Raw genomic sequence first — 20,476 nt, 5'->3', positions numbered from 1 at the left:
CCGCGCTTCGGATCAGAAGAAAGTCTGTTGTCCCACGTCACCAGGGGATGGTCGTGCCGTCATAGGCGAAGAAACGTCCCGTATCCCTGGACTGCAATCCATCCAGGGTCGTCAGGATGCGCTGGGCGGCATCGCTGGGCTCGAAGCGCTGGTGTCCTGCGGCAAATGCCTCCGACAGCTCGGTCTTCACCGTGCCCGGATGGATGGCGACGATGGTCGAGGCCGGCGCTGTCCGAGCAATCTCGATGGCCGCAGTGTGAACGATCTGGTTGAGCGCCGCCTTCGACGCGCGGTAGGAAATCCAGCCGCCCAGTGCATTGTCGCCGATCGAACCGACCCTTGCCGACAGGAATGCCATGATTGCGCGACGCCGCCTTGCAAGAAGCGGCGCGAAATACTTGAGGACAAGAGCCGGACCGACGGCATTCAGCGCAAACTGCGCCATCATTGCCTCGGCCGAGATCTGCTTGATCGATTTCTCTGGCCCGACCCCGCCGATGGTCAGTGCGCCGGTCGCGCAGAGGATGATGTCGAACTCCTGGCGTCCCAGCCCCTCGGCGACCCTCTGGACCGAAGCCTCGTCCGTGACATCGAGCCCATCCGCGCGACGGGAGAGGCGGACGATCTTCTCGCAATTGCCGTCCTCGGCCAGCTGGTCCGCCAGCGCCTTGCCGATCCCGCCACTCGCCCCGATCACCAGAGCGCGATAGCCGACATCGAGCGACATCATCAAAGCATCCGACATTGGCTCCTCCTTTCTCCGACCGACCGTCAGCCCCGCACGAGCATGATAAAACGCGACTGGTCGGATGCCGACATTTCGAAGCTTCCGGTGAAGCTGGTGGTCAGCGTCTTTGCACCCTGCTTGGCGATGCCGCGCATGGCCATGCACATATGCTCGGCCTCGATCATGACGGCCACGCCCTTCGGCCGCAGGCTGTCATCCAGGGCCTGGGCAATCTGGGCGGTCATGGTTTCCTGGGTCTGGAGGCGTCTCGCATAGAGGTCGACGAGCCGTGCCATCTTCGACAGCCCGAGGACGCCGCCGTCAGGAACATAGGCAATGTGGGCCACGCCGTGGAATGGCACCATGTGGTGCTCGCAATGGGAGTGGAAGGCGATATCCTTGACGATCACCATGTCCTTGTAGCCCGAAACCTCGGAGAAAGTCCGGGACAGCACGTCCTCCGGCACCTTTTCATAACCGGAGAAAAGCTCCCGGTAGGCCTTGGCAACGCGCTTCGGCGTGTCGAGCAGGCCCTCGCGCGCCGGGTCGTCGCCGGCCCAGCGGATCAGCGTCCGTACGGCCGCCTCGGCTTCCGCCTGCGTCGGTTGGTCAGAAGCGGCCACAAGGCCGGCCGTGTTGGCAATCGCATCCATACACACTCTCCAGATTTCGATAATCGACCGGCATTACGCGATTTGCGGAATTTCAGATCAAAATGCCTTTCCCTTCGCGGAAGATGCCTGTTTGATCCGTTTCAGCGACGATGACGTATCTCTCGAAAAATCCACGGATGGCCCGCGTGTCACGCAAGATTGCAATTGTTGGGAACGGCTCCTTTGAGAGCCATGAGGCGGTGATGATCGACGCTTGCGATCTTGTCATCCGCTTCAACGATTGCCGCTCGCTCGGTCGCGGCGGATCGCGCACGGACGTCGTCGCCGTCTGCAACACCGGACGGCCGGCGCACGGGATGGTCAGGCAACGCGCCTGGCGGGAATTACCGGCGGTGGCCGGCGCCTCCGAGATCTGGTGCGTTCGCGACAGCATGAAATTTGCAGAACTGAAGTCCGGCCTCGCCCCTGGGCTGGAGGACTTCTGTGACGATTACACGGCCGAGTTCGCCGAGTTCGCCGCAGAGACCGGCAAGGCATTCAAGGTCATTCCGCGCCGCCACCACGACAGGATCGACATCGAACTGAAAGCCATCCGGTCGGCGGAATATATCGTGCCAAGCTCTGGCCTGATGGCGATCGCCTATGTCATCGAGGAGGCGGCAGACGTCGGAGACCGCGTCATGCTCGCAGGTTTCGACCATGAGGGATGGAACGGGCATCCTTTCGACGCCGAACGCGTTCTCATAGAACGCTACATCGTCGAGGGACGCGTCCGCAGGCTGACGGCAGTACCGCAACGATATGCAGACTGCGGCGCCTGAGGCGACGTCGCTGCCAGATGCAACGAGACATGCCGCGCCTTTTCTCGAGAAGGCGGGCTTAACGGACCGGAAGATTGATGGCGGTGAGCATACGGATAGGCATTATCGGGGCGGGAATGGCCGGACTGACCCTTGCACGGGGACTTTCGGATCGCGCTGACGTCAGTATATTCGAAAAGAGCCATGGTGTCGGCGGTCGTATGGCAACGCGTTGGATCGACGGCGTCAGCTATGACCATGGCGCCCAATATCTCACAATTCGAGACGCTCGGTTTCACGACGCGCTGGAGGCTGCCCGAGCCGAAGGGCTGGTGGAGCCGTGGAGCGGCCAGGTGGCGTCGCTCGGCGAGGATGGGCTGATAGAGCGGACGGCAAAGGGAACGATCCGCTATGTCGGCAATCCGTCGATGAACGCGCTGCCGAAGTTCCTGTCGGGCGGCATCGATATCCACCCGCACGCGCAGGTCGGCGCCATCAGCGGGGAGCCTGGTCGATGGTTCGTGAGTGTCCGTGACAGCACGGAAGGGCCGTTCGATTGGGTGGTTGCCGCGGCGCCTGCGCCGCAGTCGGCGCGGCTGCTTCCGGCCCGCTTCGCCCATCACGACAAGCTCGGCAGCGTCGAGATGAACGCCTGCTTCACGCTGATGACGACGCTGCGTCATTTCGCGCGTTTCCCTTTTGCTGCAGCCCATGTCGACGATCCCGTCATCAACTGGATTTCGCTCAACAACACAAAGCCCGGAAGACCATCGACGCCCTGTCTTGTGGCCAATTCCAACTCGGTCTGGGCCGATGTGAATATCGAAAAGCCGCTGGACAGCATCAAGCAGCAGATGCTGGAGGCGCTGCGGCTCTATGTCCAGATCGACCCCGACGAAGCGCAAGCGGCAACCGTCCATCGCTGGCGCTATGCCAATGTCCAGCAGGCCGCTGGGGAGCCCTACCTTATCGACCGCGATTCCCAGCTCGCCGCCTGCGGCGACTGGTGCATCGCCGGCCGGGTGGAAGCGGCCTTCCTCAGTGGCGCCGGTCTCGGCGACGCCCTTGCTGCCATCATAGAGGCCGCGGAATGAACGCCAGCCCGCGCCAGGTCTCTACCGTTCTAACCCTCTCAGGCGTTCTGCCCTTCTGGTTTCTGGCGCTTTCGCCCGAAAGCCTGTTCGGGCTCAACACCGCTTTGCTCTTTGTGACCTATGGCGCGATCATCAGCGCGTTCCTGGCCGGAGCGCTCTGGGGCTGCGTGCAAGCCGGACCGCAGGGCAACCGCAGCACCATCCTGCTGCTGGTCACGAGCAATGGGCTGGCCCTCATCTCCTTTGCAACGGCGGTCTTCAGCCTTTCGCCCGTAGCCCTCCTGATCCAGTTGATCGTCTTTGCGATTCTGCTTGTCGTCGACCATGGAATCTACGCCGGAGACGGGGCGCGGCGCTGGTATTGGAGGTTGCGATTGGCGGTGACGCTGCTGGTTTCGCTCGGCTACGCCGTCATGCTTCTCAAATGGATGCTCGCAGCCTCCCCTTGAAGAAGGCTCGGCATACTGGCACCGTGCAAAAATGATCCGGCATCGGCAAGCACCCGTATACCGGCCATGAGATCACTCGAGCGCGACCGAATTGCATCCTCTGTCCAACAGGCCGCCACGACGCGTCCCGCGAGACTGCCACGTTTTGATAGGAAGGTCCTGCCTTTGGCAGACACACAACCCGCACTCGACCGGAACCGCATCAACGCGCTGATGGCCGCGGTCGCCGAGCGGCAAGACGTGGATTCCTACGAGGCTCTCTACAAGTACTTCGTCCCCAAAGTACGCTCCTACATGTTCCGGATCGGGGGAGATCGAATTCAGGCCGAGGAGATGGCACAGGAGGCGATGCTTTCGGTTTGGCGCAAAGCCAATCAATTCGATCCGGAAAGGGGAGCCGCCTCCACCTGGATATATACGATCGCCCGAAACGTGCGCATAGACGCGCTGCGCCGCGGACCGCGTCCGGATTTCGATCCGAACGATCCCTCCTTCGTCCCCGACGACACGCCGGCGGCCGATATTGCCTTCGACAAGGAGCAGGACGCGGAGCGGCTGAGACTGGCCATGGCCTCGCTCAAGCCGGACGAGGTGAAGGCGCTCAGAATGTCTTTCTTCGAGGACATGGCACACCCGGCTATTGCCGCTTCGCTCGGCATCCCGATCGGCACTGTTAAATCAAGGATAAGGAATGCATGCCTGAAGCTACGCAACATATTGAGGGACGAGTGATGGTCTCGCACCATCTCGGCGACGAGCTGCTGATGTCCCATGCTGCCGGAACGCTTTCGGAGGGTTGGAACATAGGCGTTTCGACGCATCTGTCTTTTTGCCCGAGTTGCCGCGCCCGCCTGCGTGAATTCGAAACCATAGGCGGCTATTTTCTCGAGTGTGAACAGGTGGAACCGGCTGGGGCCGACCGCTGGGAAGACATGAAAAGGCGCATGGCGAGCCCGGCGGCGGCCGACCCGGAGCCCCAAATCCGGTGGGATCCGCTGCTGCCGCAGCCCTTGCTGTCCTATGTGGATGCTGCGGGCGGCCTGAAATGGCGTTCGCTCGGGAGCGGCGCCTCGCAGATGAAAATCCCGACATCCGACCCGAGCACAATCGTCCGCCTGCTGAAGATCCCGGCGGGGAAACCCGTTCCCGAGCACGGGCACCGCGGACGCGAGCTCACCCTTGTGCTGGCCGGAAGCTTTGGCGATTCCGTTGCGGTCTTCAAGCGCGGGGATGTCGAACTGGCTGACGATGAGTTGACCCACCAGCCGGCCGCGACGCCGGGCGAAGACTGCATCTGTCTTGCCATCACGGAAGCGCCGTTGCGCTTCACCAGTCGAATGCTGCGCTTTATTCAGCCGTTCATCGGCATCTAGGAATGTAAGAGTTGCCTGATAATGCGGAAAGCTCTGGAACGGACATGCTGGTGACGGTATGAGGAAAGCGAACAGATGAGCGGGAAGCACCAGTGGCACATGACGGCCAAGCAGATATCGATGCCGTTTCCGCGGCGCGCACCCGCCGCGTCGCGCCTTTGGCCATATGTGTGGCACTGCTTCTTCTCAGCGGATGCGGCGGGCGGCTGATTGGCGTCATGGCGCCAAGCGGAGCGGTCATCCCCGGCACCTCGCAGGTGCACCTGCTGGCCGCGACGACCAGGGCGCCGTCCGAAGACAAGTCGATCCTGTTCACGGGTGAGCGCGGCACGGGGCTGAAGGTCGATGCAATAACGGTGTCCATTCCGCCGGAAGCCAACCGCACGGTCGGCCAGGTTCAATGGCCGAGGCGCCTGCCGGCGAACCCGATCAAGGAATTCGCGACTGTCAACGTCAAGCCGCTGGTCTCCAAAGCGGAGGACGAAGCCTGGCTGAAGAAAAACCTTCCACGCAGTCGGCGGGCGCTCGTTTTCGTTCACGGATTCAACAATCGCTACGAGGATGCCGTCTATCGCTTCGCCCAGATCGTCCATGATTCCGGTGCCGAAGTCGTTCCCGTCGTCTTCACATGGCCGTCGCGGGCGAGCATTTTCGACTACAATTACGACAAGGAAAGCACCAACTACTCGCGCGACGCGCTGGAGGATCTTCTTCGGCGGATCGACGCGGAACCATCGATCGGCGAAATCACGGTCATGGCCCATTCGATGGGCACCTGGCTGGCGGTCGAAGCGCTCCGGCAGATGGCGATCCGCGATGGACGGACGCTGCCGAAGATCAAGAACGTCATCCTCGCGTCTCCCGATCTTGACGTCGACGTCTTCAGCCGGCAGTTCATCGCCCTCGGCAAGAACGCGCCGCACTTCACCCTCTTCGTCTCCCAGGACGACCGCGCGCTCGGCGTATCCAGGCGGATTTCCGGCAATGTCGATCGCCTGGGCCAGGTCGACGCCAATGCCGAGCCCTATCGGACGCAGTTCGAGAAGGCCGGCATCAGCGTCATCGACCTCACCAAGCTGAAATCCGGTGACAGCCTGAACCACGGCAAATTCGCAGAGAGCGCCGAAGTGGTGAAGCTGATCGGACAAAGATTGATATCCGGGCAGACCATCACCGATTCCGATGTGGGCCTCGGAGAAGCGGTCGGCGCCGTTGCGCTAGGTGTCTCCACCGCCGTCGGCAACGCGGCAAGCGTAGCCGTCAGCGCGCCAATCGCCGTCTTCGACCCGCGCACCCGGCGCAATTACGGCGAACAGGTAAACCGGCTCGGTCGATCTCTCGAAAATACGGCGGGCTCGGTTGGCGATACGGTCGGCGTTGCCGGCCTGCCGGTAGGGCAGCCACGCTCCGAAGGCGCGTGTCCGACAGATCGACCCGATCCTCAGGGCAGTTGCAAGAGATAGCGATGTTGCGCCTAAGGCGGCTTAAACATCGGCGATCGCGCGGCGACCGACGACATGCATAGGGCTGATGGAGATCAGCGGGATACGGCGTAGGCGGCCGCGACGTCTCCGAGCACGGACAGGGCCAGAGTGTTGGCATCGCGGGCCTTGGCAATGATGCCGATCGGCGCCTTGATCCGGTCGATATCCGCCTGTCGGTAGCCGAGGCTCACCAACGCTTCCGTTCGCCGCCGATGGGTCGTCGAACTGCCGAGCGCGCCGATGTAGAAGGGCTTGCCGTCGAGCGCCGCGCGCAGAACCGGAAGCTCCACGTCAAGATCGTGATGCAGCAGCGCCACGGCCACATCCGCATCGAACAACGCCTGCGGAAGGTCCGCCATGTCCTCGCGTCGCAGGACGTCGTAGCCGGTCGAGAGCGCAAGCTGCATGGTCCGCTCGGCCTCGATCGACCTGCCACTCAGGAAAAGGCGAGGGCGGGGGCGGTAGCCCCGCTGCAGATGCGATCCGTCCCACGACGTCTCTTCCGGAAAGGCGGATGCGGTCAGGGACTGCATGCCGGCATCGTAATGCAATCCCATCCGACGTCTTGTCTTCAATCCTTCGAGAACGGTGTGGAGGTTCAGGCTTTCGCGCAGCACATGGATCGCGAGCGTGATGCCGCCACCGCAAGGAAGGACGATATCGAAGAAACGGGATCCTTCGCCCAGCCTCAGGAAGCGGTCGTTGCCCTTCGAGATCGCCTGCAATGCCTCAGCCGCAACGGCTGCTTCCGTGCAGCCGCCGGAGACGTAACCACAATAGAGCCCGTCCTCCCGCACCGTCATCTGGGCACCGAGGGCGCGCGCCGCGCCGCCGCGGATTTCCACCAGGGTGACAAGGACAGTGCCCACGCCAGCGTCAAAGGAGTCGGCTGCATATTGCAAAATCTGCTGGCTGTCGTCGGTCATGAACGCCATCAGCGGCGTGACGTCCGGTCTGGTCTGGATGAGCGACAACGAGCAGTCCTTCGGTGTAGCGCCGGCTTCTGAGCGCCGGCTGAAATGAGCTTGGGACAAATATAACTTTGGCGCAAGTTATAGGTTCCGTATTGGCGGCCCGTCTTCCCGCCAGACAGCAGGCAGGCATCCAGTTGGCGTCCTCGTCCAAGACGACAAAAATTTCGCTATCCGTCAACCCTCGGGCCTGCGGACCCCGCGCTGCCTGTCAGCCGCCAGTTTGGTTTTAGCTAAGAGGTTGGCGGTTGAGTGCGGTGGTACAGCAAGTCGCTTGCGCGGCTCAGGCGGGTCGCCTTGCCAGGGCAATCGTCGTCTCAAGCATCACGCGGGCGCCCGACAGGATGTGTTCCGGTGCGACATATTCCGCCTCGTTGTGGCTGAGGCCGTCGCGGCAAGGGACGAAGATCATGGCCGAGGGCGCCACGCGCGCCAGGAACAGTGCGTCGTGAAAGGCGCCCGAGACCATCCGCTTGCTGGCGAGAGACAAGCTCCGTGCCGCCATCTCGATCGTCTCGACGACGACAGGCGAAAAGGTTGCCGAGGGCATATCGAAGGTGCGCACGACGGCGCAGCTGCACTGCTGCGAGGCCGCCTGCTCCTCGCAGACCCGGCGCACCTCGGCCTCGATGCTATCGAGGCGGTCGGGATCGGGGTGGCGGATATCGATGCTGAAGACGACTGAATCCGGAATGGCGTTGATCGAACCGGGATAGGTCATCATGCGACCAACCGTCAGCCGCGCCTGCGGGTCGGCGGGCATTATAGCTTCCTGCAGCTGGTGCAGGGCAGCGGCGGCGGCGACCATCGGATCGCGTCGGTAGGCGAGCGACGTGGTGCCGGCATGTCCCGCCTGGCCGGACAGGGTGACCAGCAGCCAGCGCGTACCCTGGACGCCCGTGACGACACCGATCGGGATGTTTTCCTTTTCCAGCGACGGCCCCTGCTCTATGTGCAGCTCGAGATAGGCGGCGACAGGCGTTCCGAACGGACGCATCGTCGCCTCCGGCAGGGCCGCAAGCGTTGCCGCCAGCTCGTCGGCAAAGGAGGCGCCGTCTGCGCCCGTGAGCGATTGCCAAGCGGCAGGATCGGCCGCGCCGGCGAAGGCCATGGAACCCATGACGCCGGGAGCAAAACGGCTGCCTTCCTCATTGGTCCACGCGACAACCTCGATCGGCCCATCGGTCTCGATGGCGAGATCCTCGATGGATTCCAACACCTCGAAAGCCGACAGCGTCCCAAGCGCGCCATCGAACTGCCCGCCGGTCGGCTGGCTGTCGAGATGGCTGCCGATCAAAACCGGCGGACGGGACGGATTGCGGCCTTCTCGTCGGACGAAGAGGTTGGCCATTCTGTCCTGGAACACGCCGAACCCCCGTGCAAGCGCCAGATCGCAGAGCAGCCGGCGGGCGGCGCGGTCGCCGTCGCTGAGCGCCTGCCGGTTGACGCCGCCGGCCGGGGTGGCGCCGATCTCGGCAAAAACCCGCATCCGGTCCAGCAGCCGCTCCCCGTTGATATCGACCTTAATCACTGCCTGATGCCTGCAATGAAAGACTGCACACGCGACAGCTCAACAGGATTCCACCAGACGCCGTCATATTTCAGCGAACTGGCGACGATGACGCCGTCGACGATGCCGAGAATGTCGTTGACGTTCTCCGGGGTGACGCCGCTTCCGACCAGCGTCGGCAGGCCGGCCGCCTCCTTAATCATGCGGATATAGCCGAGATCGGCGGCATGACCGGTGCGCTGGCCGGTGGCGATGACGGCGTCGGCATCGAAGAAGACCAGATCCTTGACCTGCTCCTCGACCGGCCGGTCGGCGACAATGGCGTGGGCGCCGTGCTTGACATGGGCATCGGCGAAGATGCGGATGCCGTTGGCTCGGAGCTTGGCGCGGAAGCGCATGGCACGTGCGGCCTCGCCCTCGATGAAACCTTCATTGGCGACATAGGCGTTGGCCCATTGATTGACACGGACGAAGCCGGCACCGGCGGCGCTGGCGATCGACAGGGCCGGGATCGACGCATTGGCAAGCACGTTGATGCCGATCGGGCGGCCCAGCTCGCGGCGGATACGGTCGGAGACGACGGACATGTAGGCCGAGGTTTCCGGCCCGATATCGTCCGGCTTGGCGAAGGGAATATCGCCGTGATTTTCGACAATGACGCCGTCGCAGCCGCCGTGCAGGTACGCCTTGGCGTCATCGAGGCCGCGCTGATAGATCGTCTCGACGGCCTCGCCGTCATAGCGCGGCGAGCCGGGGAGCGGCATCAGATGCACGACGCCGATCACAGCCTTGGCCTTGCCGAACAGGGAGACCAGTACATTGTCGGCCACCTGGCCGATGCGGTTCGTGGGGGCTGTCATGCGTTTTCCGTTTCCATTTCCATATCGATGAGGTGAGCCATTTCCTGCAGACTGGGGCAGGACTGCATGGTGCCGCTGCGGCCGACCGAGAGAGCGGCAGCGGCGGTGGCGATGCGCACGGCTTGCCCCAGCGGTATCCGCTGGGCAAGACATCCGGCGACACAGCCGCAGAAAACATCGCCGGCGCCGCTGGTGTCGACCACCGTGGCCGCGGCTCCGGCAACGCGGTCGGCAAGCCTGTGGTCGACAACGAGGCAACCGTGCGCGCCGAGGGTGACGATCACCGTGCCGGCACCACGCGTGAGCAGATCCTTGGCAGCGCTCAGTGGCTCGGCATGGCCGGAGATCGCTTCTGCCTCGCCCTCGTTGACTATGACGATATCGGCGTTGGAGAGATCCGGGGTGCTGGCCGGCGCCAGCGGACTGGGGTTGAACAGCGTCGTCGCCCCCGAGGCCTTGGCGAAGCGAAGGCAGTCGGCGGTCACATCCTCCCGCAGGTTGCCCTGCAGGACGACGATGTCGCCGGTCCTGATCGAGCGCTCCAGGTCCGTGTCGCGCAGCGGCTCGAAGGCCTGGGCGCAGGCGACGCCGCTGACGATGACATTCTCGGCCGCCATGTCGACCATGATGGTCGACCGGTCGGTGGGCAGATCGATAGCCGGCATAAGATCTTCGTCGAATTCGGGCTGCAGGAGATCGCGGATGATTGTGGCCGCCAGATCCTTGCCGGTGGCCGCCAGGAAGTCGACCTTGGCGCCCGTCCGTGCGGCGGCAACCGCCTGGTTAGCGCCCTTGCCGCCGACGCCGTCGGCGTGGCTGTCCGCATTCAGCGTCTCGCCCGGCCGCGCAAAGCGGCCGAGACGGAACGTGGTATCGATGCAGACATTGCCGACGACGTGGACGCGCATGGTTCAATCCTTGGTGGTTGCCCAGGCAAGCATCTGCTCGAACAGCGTCTTGTAGCCGCTCCAGGCGATGAAGCTCTGCGGCAGCCAATGGGGGCCGACGTCGGAGGTCCAGGCAACGGTTCGGCCCTTGCCATAGGAGCCGGCGACCAGCAGCGGCAGCGAACCATAGTCGCTGGAGACAGTGGCGAGGATCTCGGCATCCGGCTTGACGGTGACTTCATTGAAGCCGAGCAGGATAGGCCAGTCCTTGCCGAGACCCTTGAGGATCGGATGGTCTGCGTTGCCGTTGACATCGGGTGCAAAGCCTTCCGGCACTTCGACGCGGTCGTCGACCGAGAGGCAGTCAACCGGCAGGACGTCCTCGATCGGCGTCTTGTGGTAGCGGGCACCGCCATTGATGCCCTGGAAGCTGTAGTAGCCGCCGAACATCAGGAGACCGCCGCCATTGCCGACATAATCGCGCAGCAGGCGCAGGCGGTTCGGCGTCGGCTTGGAATGGATCCAGGTGTCGGGATGCAGCAGCAGCGTGTTGGCGCCGATATCAGACAGAACGATGGCGTCATAGGCAGAGAGCGCCTCGATGGTCTGCGGGAAGTCGCGCTGGGCTTCGTGGGCCGGCATGAAGGTGACGTCGAAATCGCTGTCCTTTAGCGCTGTCAGCAGCTCGTCGGCGCCGGTGTGGTAGGTAACGGTCGGGAACTGGTCGAAGCCCTTGATGTGGGTGGCGGTCGACACCCAGGATTCGCCGGCGAGAAGGACCTTCTTCTTGGGCATGCTTTACTCCTTTAAAGACTGTGTTTGCGGTTCAGACCGCTGCGGAAAAGACGGATTTTGGATTGTCGACCAGCATCCGGTCTATGGCGGCCTGATCGACGCCGTGGCGCTTCAGCCGCGGCACGAAATGTTTGAGGATGAAGCCGTAGCCGAACCCGCCGTAGCGGGTCAGCATGATCTTGAGGAACACGTCCTGCGACAAAAGCAGCCGGTCGACGAACCCCATGTCGATCAGCGAACGCAGGGCCCGCGCATTCTCCTCGTCGGACGGCGATTGCGCGTCCTGGTCGGCATAGTAGTAATCCATGCCGATCATGTCGTATTCCAGGAAGGCGCCGCGCTCGGCGAGGCTCTTCTGGTAGGGCAGGTCGCTGTGGCTGGGGTTCATGTGGCAGAGGACCGTGTGCCTGAGATCGGCCCCTTCCTCCTCGACAACATCGAGCACCTTGTGAGCCAGCCGCTCCCAGCCGGGCAGGTGGATGGTCAGGGGCAGGCCGGTGATGCGCGATGCCCGCGCCGCGGCACGCAGCGACTTCAGCTCCTCGGATGTGAAATCCTTGCTGACACCGACTTCGCCGATGATGCCGGCCATGATTTCCGGCTGCGTCTCGCCCCCGCCGACATCGTTGACGATGAATTCGGTGACCGCGTCGACATCCATGGCCTTCAGCCATTCCGGATGGGTGTGCTGCAGGTAGAAGCCGGTGCCCATGATGATCTTCATGCCGGACATGCGCGAGATGCGGGCGAGCTTCACCGGGTCCCGGCCGATGCCGATATTCGTCGTCTCGACGACGGTATGGCCGCCCAGCACCTGGAACTTCTTGAGCTCCGTCATGGCGAGGTCGCTATCGTCGAGCGAGACGTTGTCGCGGTTCATGTAGGGGTTCATGCGGAGCTCGCCGATGATCTCCATGCTAACCGGCTGCTCGGCGATGGCCTTTTCGTCGGGATGGCACGGGCACTTCCAGGTGCGGGCGCCATCGAGAAGGATGTGCTCGTGCATCAGCGTGATGCCGAGGTCATCGACGGCGACGGGGCCTAGAACCGTCATCGCCGTGCCGGAGCGCACGCCGATCTCGGCGCGCTCAGCTGGCGTGGTGTCGAACAGATGATCCATGCTCAGCGGCTCCTCACGGCACCCTTGAAGATGCGGAAATTCAGCCAGATGGCGATGAGGATGATGGACCCGGTGACGATCGGCGTCAGGAAGGGCGACATATGGGCGAGGATCAGGCCGTTGGCAATGACGGCGACGGTGAGGGCGCCGAGCACGGTGCCGAGGATCGTCCCACGGCCGCCGAACAGGCTGGTCCCGCCGAGCACGACGGCAGCGATGACATCGAGCTCGAAGCCCTGACCGGCATTGGACGAGCCAGAGCCGAGACGGGCGGCAAGGATGATGCCGGCAGCAGCAGCAGCTGTCCCCGAGATGACATAGACCATCAATGTCGTCAGGCGTGTGTTGACACCGGCGCGGCGTACCGCTTCCGCATTGGCACCGACTCCCGTGACATAGCGGCCGAACGGTGTCTGGTTGAAGACGATATAGCCGACGCCGAGGATGACGAGCGCGATCAGCGCGGGGACGGGAACACCGAGAAACCAGGCGCGGCCAAGCACCGTGAACGGGTTTTCCGCATCGATCGGAATGGAATAGCCGCCTGTTATCAAGAGGGCGAGGCCCCGGATGACCGAAAGCCCGGCCAGCGTCACGATGAAGGACGGGATCCGCTCATAGGCAATGAAGAAGCCCTGCACCGCGCCGACGAAACCGCCGAGCGCCAGCATCAAGAGGACGACCGCCGGCCATGGGATGCCGGCCTGCAACGAGGCTGCGGACAATGTCGACGTCAAAGCCAGCACCGATCCGACCGACAGGTCGATCCCGCCTGTGGTGATGACGAAGGTCATAGCCGCAGCGACGATCAGCAGCGGGGCCGATTGGCGCACGACGTTGAGCAGATTGGGTGCCGTCATGAATGCGCTTGTTGCAACAGAGAAGACGACGCAGACCACGATGAAGAACAGCGCGATGGAGATGATGCTGCCGTTGGCCATCGCCTTGTCGCGCAGCCGGGTCTTGTGGACGCGCGGTGGTGCGGCGGCGTGCAGGGAGGGTTCGGTGGTGGAAATGGTCATGCCGGTATCCCCTGGTCTTTGTGGCCGGCGGAGCGGGCGTTGAACTTGCGGCCGACAATCAGGTTGACGACCTCTTCGATGCTGGTGTCCTCGATCCGCCGCTCGGCGACGTTGCGGCCTTCATACATGACCTGGATACGGTCGCAGACCAGGAACAGGTCCTGCAGGCGGTGGGTGATGAGGATGACGCTGACGCCGCGGGCGCTCACCGTGCGGATCAACTCCAGCACGGCCTCGACTTCGGCGACGGCGAGCGCTGCGGTCGGCTCGTCCATGATCAGCACCGAGGGATTGAACGAGGCGGCGCGGCCGATGGCGATCGACTGACGCTGGCCGCCGGAGAGGTTTTCGACCTTCAGCCGCGTGTCGGCAATAACGATACCGAGCCGGTCGAGCATGTCGCGGGCTTCATCGTGCATCCTCTTGTTGTCGAGGAAAGGGACGCCCGCGATGTTGCGCCTCGGCTCGCGGCCGAGGAAAATGTTGCCGGCGACATCAACGCTGTCGCAGAGCGAGAGGTCCTGGTAGACCATCTCGACGCGTGCAGCGCGGGAATCGGCCGGAGAAGTGAAGGATACGGTCTTGCCATCGATCTCGATGGTACCGGCGTCTGGGATAACGGCGCCCGAAAGCACCTTGCTGAGCGTCGACTTGCCCGCGCCGTTGTCGCCGACGAGTCCGAGGACTTCGCCCGGTTTCAGCGTCAGCGAGACGTTGTCGAGGGTCTGGATGGTGTTGTAGCGCTTGGAGATACCGGTCATCTTGACGCGGTAGGTATCGGCATTGGTCATCGGGTTTCCACCTGACAGGGAGCTTGGCTCCGCAGCTGTCAAAAGGACCGCGGCCTCTTGCCGGCCGCGGTCGCACGATTCAAGCGGTCTTACTTGAACATGTCCTTGAACTTGTCGACATTTTCCTTGGTGACGATGGTGACCGGCACGTTGATGATCTTGTCGACCGAGCCGCCCTTGGAGATCTTGTCGAGGGCTTCGACGGCAGCCTTGCCTTCGCCGGCCGGATCCTGCTGGATCACGCCTGCAACCCAACCGGCATCGATGCCTTCGATCGCCTGCTTGGTCAGATCCCAGCCGAAGACCTTGATATCGCCGGTGCGACCCTGGCTGGTGACAGCCGAGACGGCGCCGAGCAGGGCCGGTTCGCCGGTGGCATAGAGCGTTGTCATATCGGGATTGGCAGTCATCAGGTTTTCAGCGGCGCTCAAGGCGACGTCCTGGACGTTCTGGCCATCGACGGTGTCGAGGAAGGTGACCTTCTCGCCGCTGTCTGTCACGGCCTTCTTGAAGCCGTCGAGGCGCTGGTTCTGGATGAAGGAGTTGAGCGCGCCGACGACGCCGATCTTGGCCGAGCCCTTCATGTTGGTCTTGACGTAGTCGGCATAGAACTTGCCGATATCGCCGCCGGCCTTGGTGTTGTCTACGCCGACGAAGGCGATGTTGTCGCCATCCGGGATCTGCGCATCGATGGCGATGACCGGGATGCCGGCCTTCTTGGCGGCTGTCACGGCCGGCTTGACGCCGTTGACGTCGATGGCGACGAGGATGATGCCGTCGACCTTCTGGGTGATGTAGGTCTCGATCGCGTCGTTCTGCGCGCTCGGAACGTTGTTGGCGTTGAAAATCACCAGGTCGGCGCCGGCGGTCTTGGCGGCAGCCTTGGCGCCGTCGTTGATCTGGTTGAAGAACAGGGCCTGCTGGTTGATGGTGACAAGCGCGAATGTCTTGGCCATGGCGGCAGCCGAGCCGAAGGCCAGCGTCAGCGAGACGGCGGCGGTGCAGGCCATCAGATATCTGGAAAATCGCATGTAGTTCCCCTTTGCGGAAAGGCCCGTGACCGGGCTCATTGGCTTCAAGCAAGGGCATCATTCAAGAGACTTGAATGCTTGTCAAGAGACTTGAATTCGCTTCTGGCGCCGAAAAGAAGAACTGCGGCCGGTTAGAATGTCGCCGGCGTGTTGACCCAGAAAATACTGGCCCGCTCGGTGCCGATATTGCGGTACCAATGGGGCAGTTCCGATTTGAAAACGAAAGTGTCGCCCTGCGCAAGCTGAAAGGTTCTCTCGCCCACCATCAGTTCGATCTCACCAGCCAAGAGGTAGCCGACCTCCTCGCCGGCATGCTGGATCGGCCCGGCGCTCTCGCCGCCCGCCTCGATATGGTGGATGTTGCACTGGAGCAGATGGCCGGCCGAATAGGGGATGACCCGCTCGAGCGAAATGCCTTCGCCGCGCCGGAGCGGATCGAGCGCGATCAGCGGCCGGTCGCCGGCCCTAAAGACGATGCCCTCGTCGCCGTCGGCTTCCTCGAACATCCAGCCGATGTTGGTGCCGAGCACCTCGACCAGGCGATGCAGCATGGGCAGAGACGGAGACGCCTTGCCGTTCTCGATCTTCGACAGCAGGCTTTCCGAGCAGTCGGCCGCAGTCGCCAGTGCCTTCAGCGTCATACCCAAGGTCTGCCGTGCCAGCCGCAGCCGGGTGCCGAGCCGCGAGTGGGCAAAGGTCCGCCCGTCTTGGGCTGCGGGAATATCCATCTTGTTCATCTGCGATGCCAGGCTGTTGTCTTGAGCAAAAATCAATCCCGCAAGCTTACGGGACGAGCGCGCATCCTGTCCAGACGTTGCATTGCGGCAAGTGGCAAGGCGGCCACGTTCTCTCCTGGCGCCGCCGGTCGGGACCTGACGAATGCCAAGTTTCACCACCAGAGCCGTCTTCGCGCGTCGATTGCGAGGGGGAGGAGACGGGACGTACTGACCGAAATCCGGCAGCACAAAATTACCCATGAAAGCATAATAGTTCTCTGGTGGCAGGATCGTTTATCGGCATAATCCCGACCGGAAGGCAGCGTCGAGCCAGCCACCAGGGAGAGGTGGCGAGGATCGGAGAGGCTGCTTGAGGGCGGTTGCCGCGTGGCGGAGAGCCCTTGCGTCAGCGCGACAGCGCAGTGCTCGATTGAATGACAAGGTGAGGATCATGAGCTTCAAAATCGCTATCATCGGTGCAGGCAGCGTCGGCTTCACGAAGAAGCTTTTCACCGATATCCTATGCGTTCCGGAGTTCCGCGACGTCGAATTCGCGCTGACAGACGTCAGCGAGCACAATCTTGAAATGATCAAGGCGATCCTCGACCGCATCGTCGGCTCCAATAAGCTGCCGACCCGGGTGACAGCGACGACCAATCGCCGCGCGGCGATCGAGGGCGCGCGCTACATCATCAGCTGCGTGCGCGTCGGCGGTCTCGAGGCCTATGCCGACGATATCCGCATCCCGCTGAAATATGGGATCGACCAATGCGTTGGCGACACGATCTGCGCCGGCGGCATCCTTTATGGCCAGCGCAATATTCCTGTCATACTGGATTTCTGCAAGGACATCCGCGAAGTCGCCGAGCCCGGCGCCAAGTTCCTGAACTACGCCAACCCGATGGCGATGAACACCTGGGCCGCGATCGAATACGGCAAGGTCGACACGGTCGGCCTCTGCCATGGCGTCCAGCACGGCGCCGAACAGATCGCCGAAGTGCTGGGTGCAGCCTCCAAGGACGAGCTCGACTACATCTGCTCGGGCATCAACCACCAGACCTGGTTCGTCGACCTCAGGCTCAAGGGGCGCAAGATCGGCAAGGAGGAGCTGGTTGCCGCCTTCGAGGCACATCCCGTCTTCTCGCAGCAGGAAAAGCTGCGCATCGATGTCCTCAAGCGCTTCGGGGTCTACTCGACCGAGAGCAATGGCCATCTTTCCGAATACCTGCCCTGGTACCGCAAGCGGCCGGACGAGATCAGCAAATGGATCGACATGTCGGACTGGATCCACGGCGAGACCGGCGGCTATCTCAGGCACTCGACGGAAACGCGCAACTGGTTCGAGACGGAATTCCAGCAGATCCTCGAATCCGCCTCCGCGCCGATCAATCCGGCCCGCCGCTCCAACGAGCACGCCAGCCACATCCTGGAAGCGCTGGAAACCAACCGGGTGTATCGCGGCCATTTCAACGTCAAGAACAACGGAATCATCACCAACCTGCCGGCCGACGCGATCATCGAATCGCCCGGTTTTGTCGACCGCTTCGGGATCAACATGGTGGCCGGCATCACCCTGCCGGAAGCCTGTGCCGCCACCTGCATTGCCTCGATCAATGTCCAGCGCATGTCGGTGCACGCAGCTGTGACGGGCGACATCGACCTGTTGAAACTCGCCGTCCTCCACGATCCCCTGGTCGGCGCCGTATCGACGCCGGAAGAGGTTTGGCAGATGGTCGACGAGATGGTGGTCGCCCAGGCGCGCTGGCTGCCGCAATATGCCGATGCCATCGAACCGGCCAAGGAAAGGCTATCGAAATCAAAGGTCAAGACGGGCGACTGGAAGGGCGCCGCGACCCGCAACGTCCGGTCGATCGAGGAACTGCGCGTGGAGAAGGCTGGCCTCAAGCAGGCCAGCTGAGTGAGCGGGGGCGGAAATGGCTGCGGAGCGCTTGAGGAGAGGCGTCCGCCAAATGCCGTTCGTCCCGATTTGGAGGAGCAGAGCCGCTTTTGAAAGAGGCGCTCGCGAGAGAGGGGAGAAGACAATGAGCCATTTCCGATCCATCAGACGTTTCGCAGGGCTGGCGCTGGCAGCGTCGGTCATCGCGATGAATGCGCATGCCGCCGAGGTGACAGTCGCACCGGTGGCGCCGACCTTCCCGTCGGAAGGCAAGATCAAATATGTCGCCCGCGATTCCATTCTGGAGTTCAAGGCGCTGCCGGAATACCACGAGCCGGACTGGGTCACCGAGAAGTTCGTCAAGACCGGCAAGCTGCCCCCGGTCAAGGATCGCCTTCCGAAGGAACCGATGGTCTTCAAGACCGGCAACATGCCTGACGGCGTCGGTGTCTACGGCGACACTTTGCGCCACGTCATCGGCGGCCGTCCGGAGGGCTGGAACTATGGCGCGGGCCAGACGCAGGGCTGGGGCGGCATCGACATCGGCCTCTCCGAATGCCTGACGCGCACCGCGCCACTCTTCCAGGTCGAAGCCAAGGACACCGAGCCGCTGCCCAACCTTGCCAAGAGCTGGGACTGGTCGCCGGATGGCCACAAGCTGACGATGCATCTCATCGAAGGGGCCAAGTGGTCCGACGGCGTCGCCTTCAATGCCGACGACGTGATGTTCTATTGGGACGACGAGGTCGTCGATCCCAACGTCTCGCCGCTGAACGGCGCGACGCCAGAGACATTCGGTGTCGGCACGACGCTCAAGAAGATCGACGACTACACCGTCGAGTGGACGTTCAAGGAAGCCTTTCCCCGGCAGTATTTATTCGCCATGGCCTATGGCACCTTCTGCCCCGGCCCGTCGCATATCCTGAAGCCGCAGCATCCGAAATATTCGAAGAACACCTACGAGCAGTTCAAGAATGCCTTCCCCCCCGAGTTCATGAACATGCCGGTCATGGGCGCCTGGGTGCCGGTGGAGTACCGCCCGGACGACATTATCGTCATGCGTCGCAACCCGTACTACTGGAAGGTCGACGAAAAGGGCAATCAGCTGCCCTACATCAACGAGGCGCACTACAAGCTTTCGACCTGGGCAGACCGCGACGTCCAGGCCGTTGCCGGCTCCGGCGACATTTCCAACCTCGAGCAGCCGGAAAACTTCGTTGCTTCGCTGAAGCGGGCCGCCCAGCCCGACGCGCCGGCGCGCCTTGCCTTCGGTCCGCGCCTGACGGGCTACAATCTGCATATGAATTTCTCGGCCAACGGCTGGGGTCAGCCGGATGAGCGGGCGCAGGCCGTTCGCGAGCTCAACCGCAATCTCGACTTCCGCAAGGCCGTTACCATGGCGCTGGATCGCAAGTCGATCGGCGAATCCCTCGTCAAGGGTCCGTTCACGGCGATCTATCCAGGCGGCATTTCCTCCGGCACCAGCTTCTACGACCGGCAATCGACGGTCTACTACCCCTACGACCTTGCCGCCGCCAAGGCGGAGCTTGCAAAGGCCGGGCTGAAGGACACGGATGGCGACGGCATCGTCAACTTCCCGGCCGGCACTGCCGGTGGCAAGGACGTGGAAATCGTGCTGCTGGTCAACAACGACTACGGCACGGACAAGAGCCTTGCCGAGGGTGTGATTGCCCAGATGGAGAAACTCGGCATCCGGGTGATCCTCAACTCCCTGACCGGCACGCAGCGCGACGCCGCCAACTATTCCGGTCGTTTCGACTGGATGGTCAGGCGCAACAGCACGGAGCTGTCGTCCGTGGTGCAGAACACCGAGCAGCTTGCGCCGCTCGGGCCGCGGACAAGCTGGCACCATCGGTCTCCGGAAAGCGGCGAGCTCGACCTGATGCCCTTCGAGCAGCAACTGGTGGATGTCGTCCGCAAGTTCATCACCACGCAGGACAACGACGAGCGCGCCAGCCTGATGAAGCAGTACCAGAAGATCTACACCGAGAACGTCAATACGGTCGGGCTGACGGAATATCCGGGCGCGCTGATCATCAACAAGCGCTTCTCGAACGTGCCGCAGGGAACGCCGATCTTCATGTTCAACTGGGCCGAGGATGCGATCATCCGCGAGCGGATGTTCGTCGCCGCCGACAAGCAGGGCAAGTACGAGCTGTTTCCGCAGCAACTGCCCGGTGCACCCGGTGGCAAGGGGCCGATAGACTAGCCTCCCAAGGCAAAAGGGTACCCGGTCGCAACGAAGGTGGCCGGGTACTCTTCCAAGTGCAAGGACGTTCCGCCGAACGTCCTAACCCTCCGACGGCAACAAGAG

20 protein-coding genes are annotated in these 20,476 nt (G+C 62.9%); 8 read left to right on the top strand and 12 right to left on the bottom strand.

Translation table 11 applies throughout. From position 1 onward, the window contains the following. Positions 1-37: 37 nt before the first annotated feature. On the bottom strand, positions 38-745 hold the full coding sequence (locus VH564_RS17710) for an SDR family NAD(P)-dependent oxidoreductase (protein ID WP_423341179.1): 708 nt from the start codon (positions 743-745) through the stop codon (positions 38-40). Positions 746-771: 26 nt separating this feature from the next. Further along, positions 772-1,380, bottom strand: a complete 609-nt coding sequence (folE, locus tag VH564_RS17705; protein WP_423341178.1) for a GTP cyclohydrolase I FolE — start codon at positions 1,378-1,380, stop codon at positions 772-774. 146 nt (positions 1,381-1,526) lie between these two features. Here folE and VH564_RS17700 point away from each other — a divergent pair, with 146 nt between their 5' ends. The 6 genes from VH564_RS17700 to VH564_RS17675 all read left to right on the top strand — a co-directional run bounded on the left by VH564_RS17700 (position 1,527) and on the right by VH564_RS17675 (position 6,520). After that, positions 1,527-2,162, top strand: coding sequence for a Urease operon accessory protein (locus tag VH564_RS17700; RefSeq protein ID WP_423341177.1), 636 nt, complete (start codon positions 1,527-1,529; stop codon positions 2,160-2,162). 77 nt (positions 2,163-2,239) lie between these two features. Continuing rightward, the gene (locus tag VH564_RS17695; protein ID WP_423341176.1) at positions 2,240-3,235 is read left to right on the top strand and encodes an NAD(P)/FAD-dependent oxidoreductase; all 996 of its coding nucleotides are present in this window, start codon (positions 2,240-2,242) and stop codon (positions 3,233-3,235) included. Next, positions 3,232-3,684: a DUF3429 domain-containing protein gene (locus VH564_RS17690; protein WP_423341175.1), complete on the top strand. Its 453-nt coding sequence runs from the start codon at positions 3,232-3,234 to the stop codon at positions 3,682-3,684. The genes VH564_RS17695 and VH564_RS17690 overlap by 4 nt, the downstream gene beginning before the upstream one ends. A 165-nt stretch (positions 3,685-3,849) precedes the next feature. Continuing rightward, positions 3,850-4,416 carry a sigma-70 family RNA polymerase sigma factor gene (locus tag VH564_RS17685; RefSeq protein ID WP_423341174.1) on the top strand — a complete coding sequence of 189 codons (567 nt, stop codon included), beginning with the start codon at positions 3,850-3,852 and terminating at the stop codon, positions 4,414-4,416. Next, a complete protein-coding gene (locus VH564_RS17680) occupies positions 4,380-5,057 on the top strand; it encodes a ChrR family anti-sigma-E factor (RefSeq protein WP_423341173.1) in 678 nt (225 codons plus the stop codon). The genes VH564_RS17685 and VH564_RS17680 overlap by 37 nt, the downstream gene beginning before the upstream one ends. A 158-nt stretch (positions 5,058-5,215) precedes the next feature. Beyond that, the gene (locus VH564_RS17675) at positions 5,216-6,520 is read left to right on the top strand and encodes an alpha/beta hydrolase (RefSeq protein ID WP_423341369.1); all 1,305 of its coding nucleotides are present in this window, start codon (positions 5,216-5,218) and stop codon (positions 6,518-6,520) included. Between the two features lie 74 nt (positions 6,521-6,594). Here the strand turns inward: VH564_RS17675 and VH564_RS17670 are convergent, their stop codons facing one another. From VH564_RS17670 to VH564_RS17625, 10 genes are all read right to left on the bottom strand, one after another. After that, complete coding sequence (locus tag VH564_RS17670; protein WP_423341172.1) at positions 6,595-7,515, bottom strand: XdhC family protein; 921 nt, start codon at positions 7,513-7,515, stop codon at positions 6,595-6,597. Between the two features lie 280 nt (positions 7,516-7,795). After that, entirely contained in the window at positions 7,796-9,001 is a 1,206-nt protein-coding gene (locus tag VH564_RS17665) for a Zn-dependent hydrolase (protein WP_423341368.1), read from the bottom strand. Positions 9,002-9,039: 38 nt separating this feature from the next. Continuing rightward, positions 9,040-9,882: a BtpA/SgcQ family protein gene (locus VH564_RS17660; protein WP_423341171.1), complete on the bottom strand. Its 843-nt coding sequence runs from the start codon at positions 9,880-9,882 to the stop codon at positions 9,040-9,042. Continuing rightward, positions 9,879-10,790 (bottom strand): ribokinase, encoded by a 912-nt coding sequence (locus VH564_RS17655; protein WP_423341170.1) that lies wholly within the window; start codon positions 10,788-10,790, stop codon positions 9,879-9,881. Before VH564_RS17655 ends, VH564_RS17660 begins: the two co-directional genes overlap by 4 nt. A gap of 3 nt (positions 10,791-10,793) precedes the next feature. Further along, positions 10,794-11,564: a glutamine amidotransferase gene (locus VH564_RS17650; protein WP_423341169.1), complete on the bottom strand. Its 771-nt coding sequence runs from the start codon at positions 11,562-11,564 to the stop codon at positions 10,794-10,796. A 31-nt stretch (positions 11,565-11,595) separates the two neighbouring features. Next, positions 11,596-12,684, bottom strand: coding sequence for a phosphotriesterase family protein (locus VH564_RS17645; protein WP_423341168.1), 1,089 nt, complete (start codon positions 12,682-12,684; stop codon positions 11,596-11,598). 2 nt (positions 12,685-12,686) lie between these two features. Then, the gene (locus VH564_RS17640) at positions 12,687-13,706 is read right to left on the bottom strand and encodes an ABC transporter permease (protein ID WP_423341167.1); all 1,020 of its coding nucleotides are present in this window, start codon (positions 13,704-13,706) and stop codon (positions 12,687-12,689) included. Continuing rightward, entirely contained in the window at positions 13,703-14,497 is a 795-nt protein-coding gene (locus VH564_RS17635) for an ATP-binding cassette domain-containing protein (RefSeq protein WP_423341166.1), read from the bottom strand. The genes VH564_RS17640 and VH564_RS17635 overlap by 4 nt, the downstream gene beginning before the upstream one ends. Before the next feature lie 89 nt (positions 14,498-14,586). Beyond that, positions 14,587-15,528 carry a substrate-binding domain-containing protein gene (locus tag VH564_RS17630; RefSeq protein WP_423341165.1) on the bottom strand — a complete coding sequence of 314 codons (942 nt, stop codon included), beginning with the start codon at positions 15,526-15,528 and terminating at the stop codon, positions 14,587-14,589. 131 nt (positions 15,529-15,659) lie between these two features. Next, positions 15,660-16,265 carry a cupin domain-containing protein gene (locus VH564_RS17625; RefSeq protein WP_423341164.1) on the bottom strand — a complete coding sequence of 202 codons (606 nt, stop codon included), beginning with the start codon at positions 16,263-16,265 and terminating at the stop codon, positions 15,660-15,662. 430 nt (positions 16,266-16,695) lie between these two features. Here VH564_RS17625 and VH564_RS17620 point away from each other — a divergent pair, with 430 nt between their 5' ends. Both VH564_RS17620 and VH564_RS17615 read left to right on the top strand, forming a co-directional pair. Further along, positions 16,696-18,162 carry an alpha-glucosidase/alpha-galactosidase gene (locus tag VH564_RS17620; protein WP_423341163.1) on the top strand — a complete coding sequence of 489 codons (1,467 nt, stop codon included), beginning with the start codon at positions 16,696-16,698 and terminating at the stop codon, positions 18,160-18,162. A gap of 124 nt (positions 18,163-18,286) precedes the next feature. After that, positions 18,287-20,371 carry an ABC transporter substrate-binding protein gene (locus VH564_RS17615; protein ID WP_423341162.1) on the top strand — a complete coding sequence of 695 codons (2,085 nt, stop codon included), beginning with the start codon at positions 18,287-18,289 and terminating at the stop codon, positions 20,369-20,371. Positions 20,372-20,476 lie beyond the last annotated feature (105 nt).

The sequence above is a fragment of the Rhizobium sp. HT1-10 genome (genome assembly GCF_049472505.1).
GTDB lineage: Bacteria > Pseudomonadota > Alphaproteobacteria > Rhizobiales > Rhizobiaceae > Rhizobium.
The sequence above is the reverse complement of the archived record's forward strand: the minus strand, read 5'-3'. Positions and strand labels throughout refer to the sequence as shown.

Coding starts and splice junctions, on each gene's coding strand:
- VH564_RS17625 (WP_423341164.1), bottom strand. CDS start 16,265: ATGAACAAGATGGATATTCCCGCAGCCCAAGACGGGCGGACCTTTGCC.
- VH564_RS17655 (WP_423341170.1), bottom strand. CDS start 10,790: ATGCGCGTCCACGTCGTCGGCAATGTCTGCATCGATACCACGTTCCGT.
- VH564_RS17680 (WP_423341173.1), top strand. CDS start 4,380: ATGCCTGAAGCTACGCAACATATTGAGGGACGAGTGATGGTCTCGCAC.
- VH564_RS17690 (WP_423341175.1), top strand. CDS start 3,232: ATGAACGCCAGCCCGCGCCAGGTCTCTACCGTTCTAACCCTCTCAGGC.
- VH564_RS17640 (WP_423341167.1), bottom strand. CDS start 13,706: ATGACCATTTCCACCACCGAACCCTCCCTGCACGCCGCCGCACCACCG.
- VH564_RS17665 (WP_423341368.1), bottom strand. CDS start 9,001: ATGCGGGTTTTTGCCGAGATCGGCGCCACCCCGGCCGGCGGCGTCAAC.
- VH564_RS17650 (WP_423341169.1), bottom strand. CDS start 11,564: ATGCCCAAGAAGAAGGTCCTTCTCGCCGGCGAATCCTGGGTGTCGACC.
- VH564_RS17620 (WP_423341163.1), top strand. CDS start 16,696: ATGAGCTTCAAAATCGCTATCATCGGTGCAGGCAGCGTCGGCTTCACG.
- VH564_RS17645 (WP_423341168.1), bottom strand. CDS start 12,684: ATGGATCATCTGTTCGACACCACGCCAGCTGAGCGCGCCGAGATCGGC.
- VH564_RS17695 (WP_423341176.1), top strand. CDS start 2,240: ATGGCGGTGAGCATACGGATAGGCATTATCGGGGCGGGAATGGCCGGA.
- VH564_RS17660 (WP_423341171.1), bottom strand. CDS start 9,882: ATGACAGCCCCCACGAACCGCATCGGCCAGGTGGCCGACAATGTACTG.
- VH564_RS17615 (WP_423341162.1), top strand. CDS start 18,287: ATGAGCCATTTCCGATCCATCAGACGTTTCGCAGGGCTGGCGCTGGCA.
- folE (WP_423341178.1), bottom strand. CDS start 1,380: ATGGATGCGATTGCCAACACGGCCGGCCTTGTGGCCGCTTCTGACCAA.
- VH564_RS17635 (WP_423341166.1), bottom strand. CDS start 14,497: ATGACCAATGCCGATACCTACCGCGTCAAGATGACCGGTATCTCCAAG.
- VH564_RS17630 (WP_423341165.1), bottom strand. CDS start 15,528: ATGCGATTTTCCAGATATCTGATGGCCTGCACCGCCGCCGTCTCGCTG.
- VH564_RS17710 (WP_423341179.1), bottom strand. CDS start 745: ATGTCGGATGCTTTGATGATGTCGCTCGATGTCGGCTATCGCGCTCTG.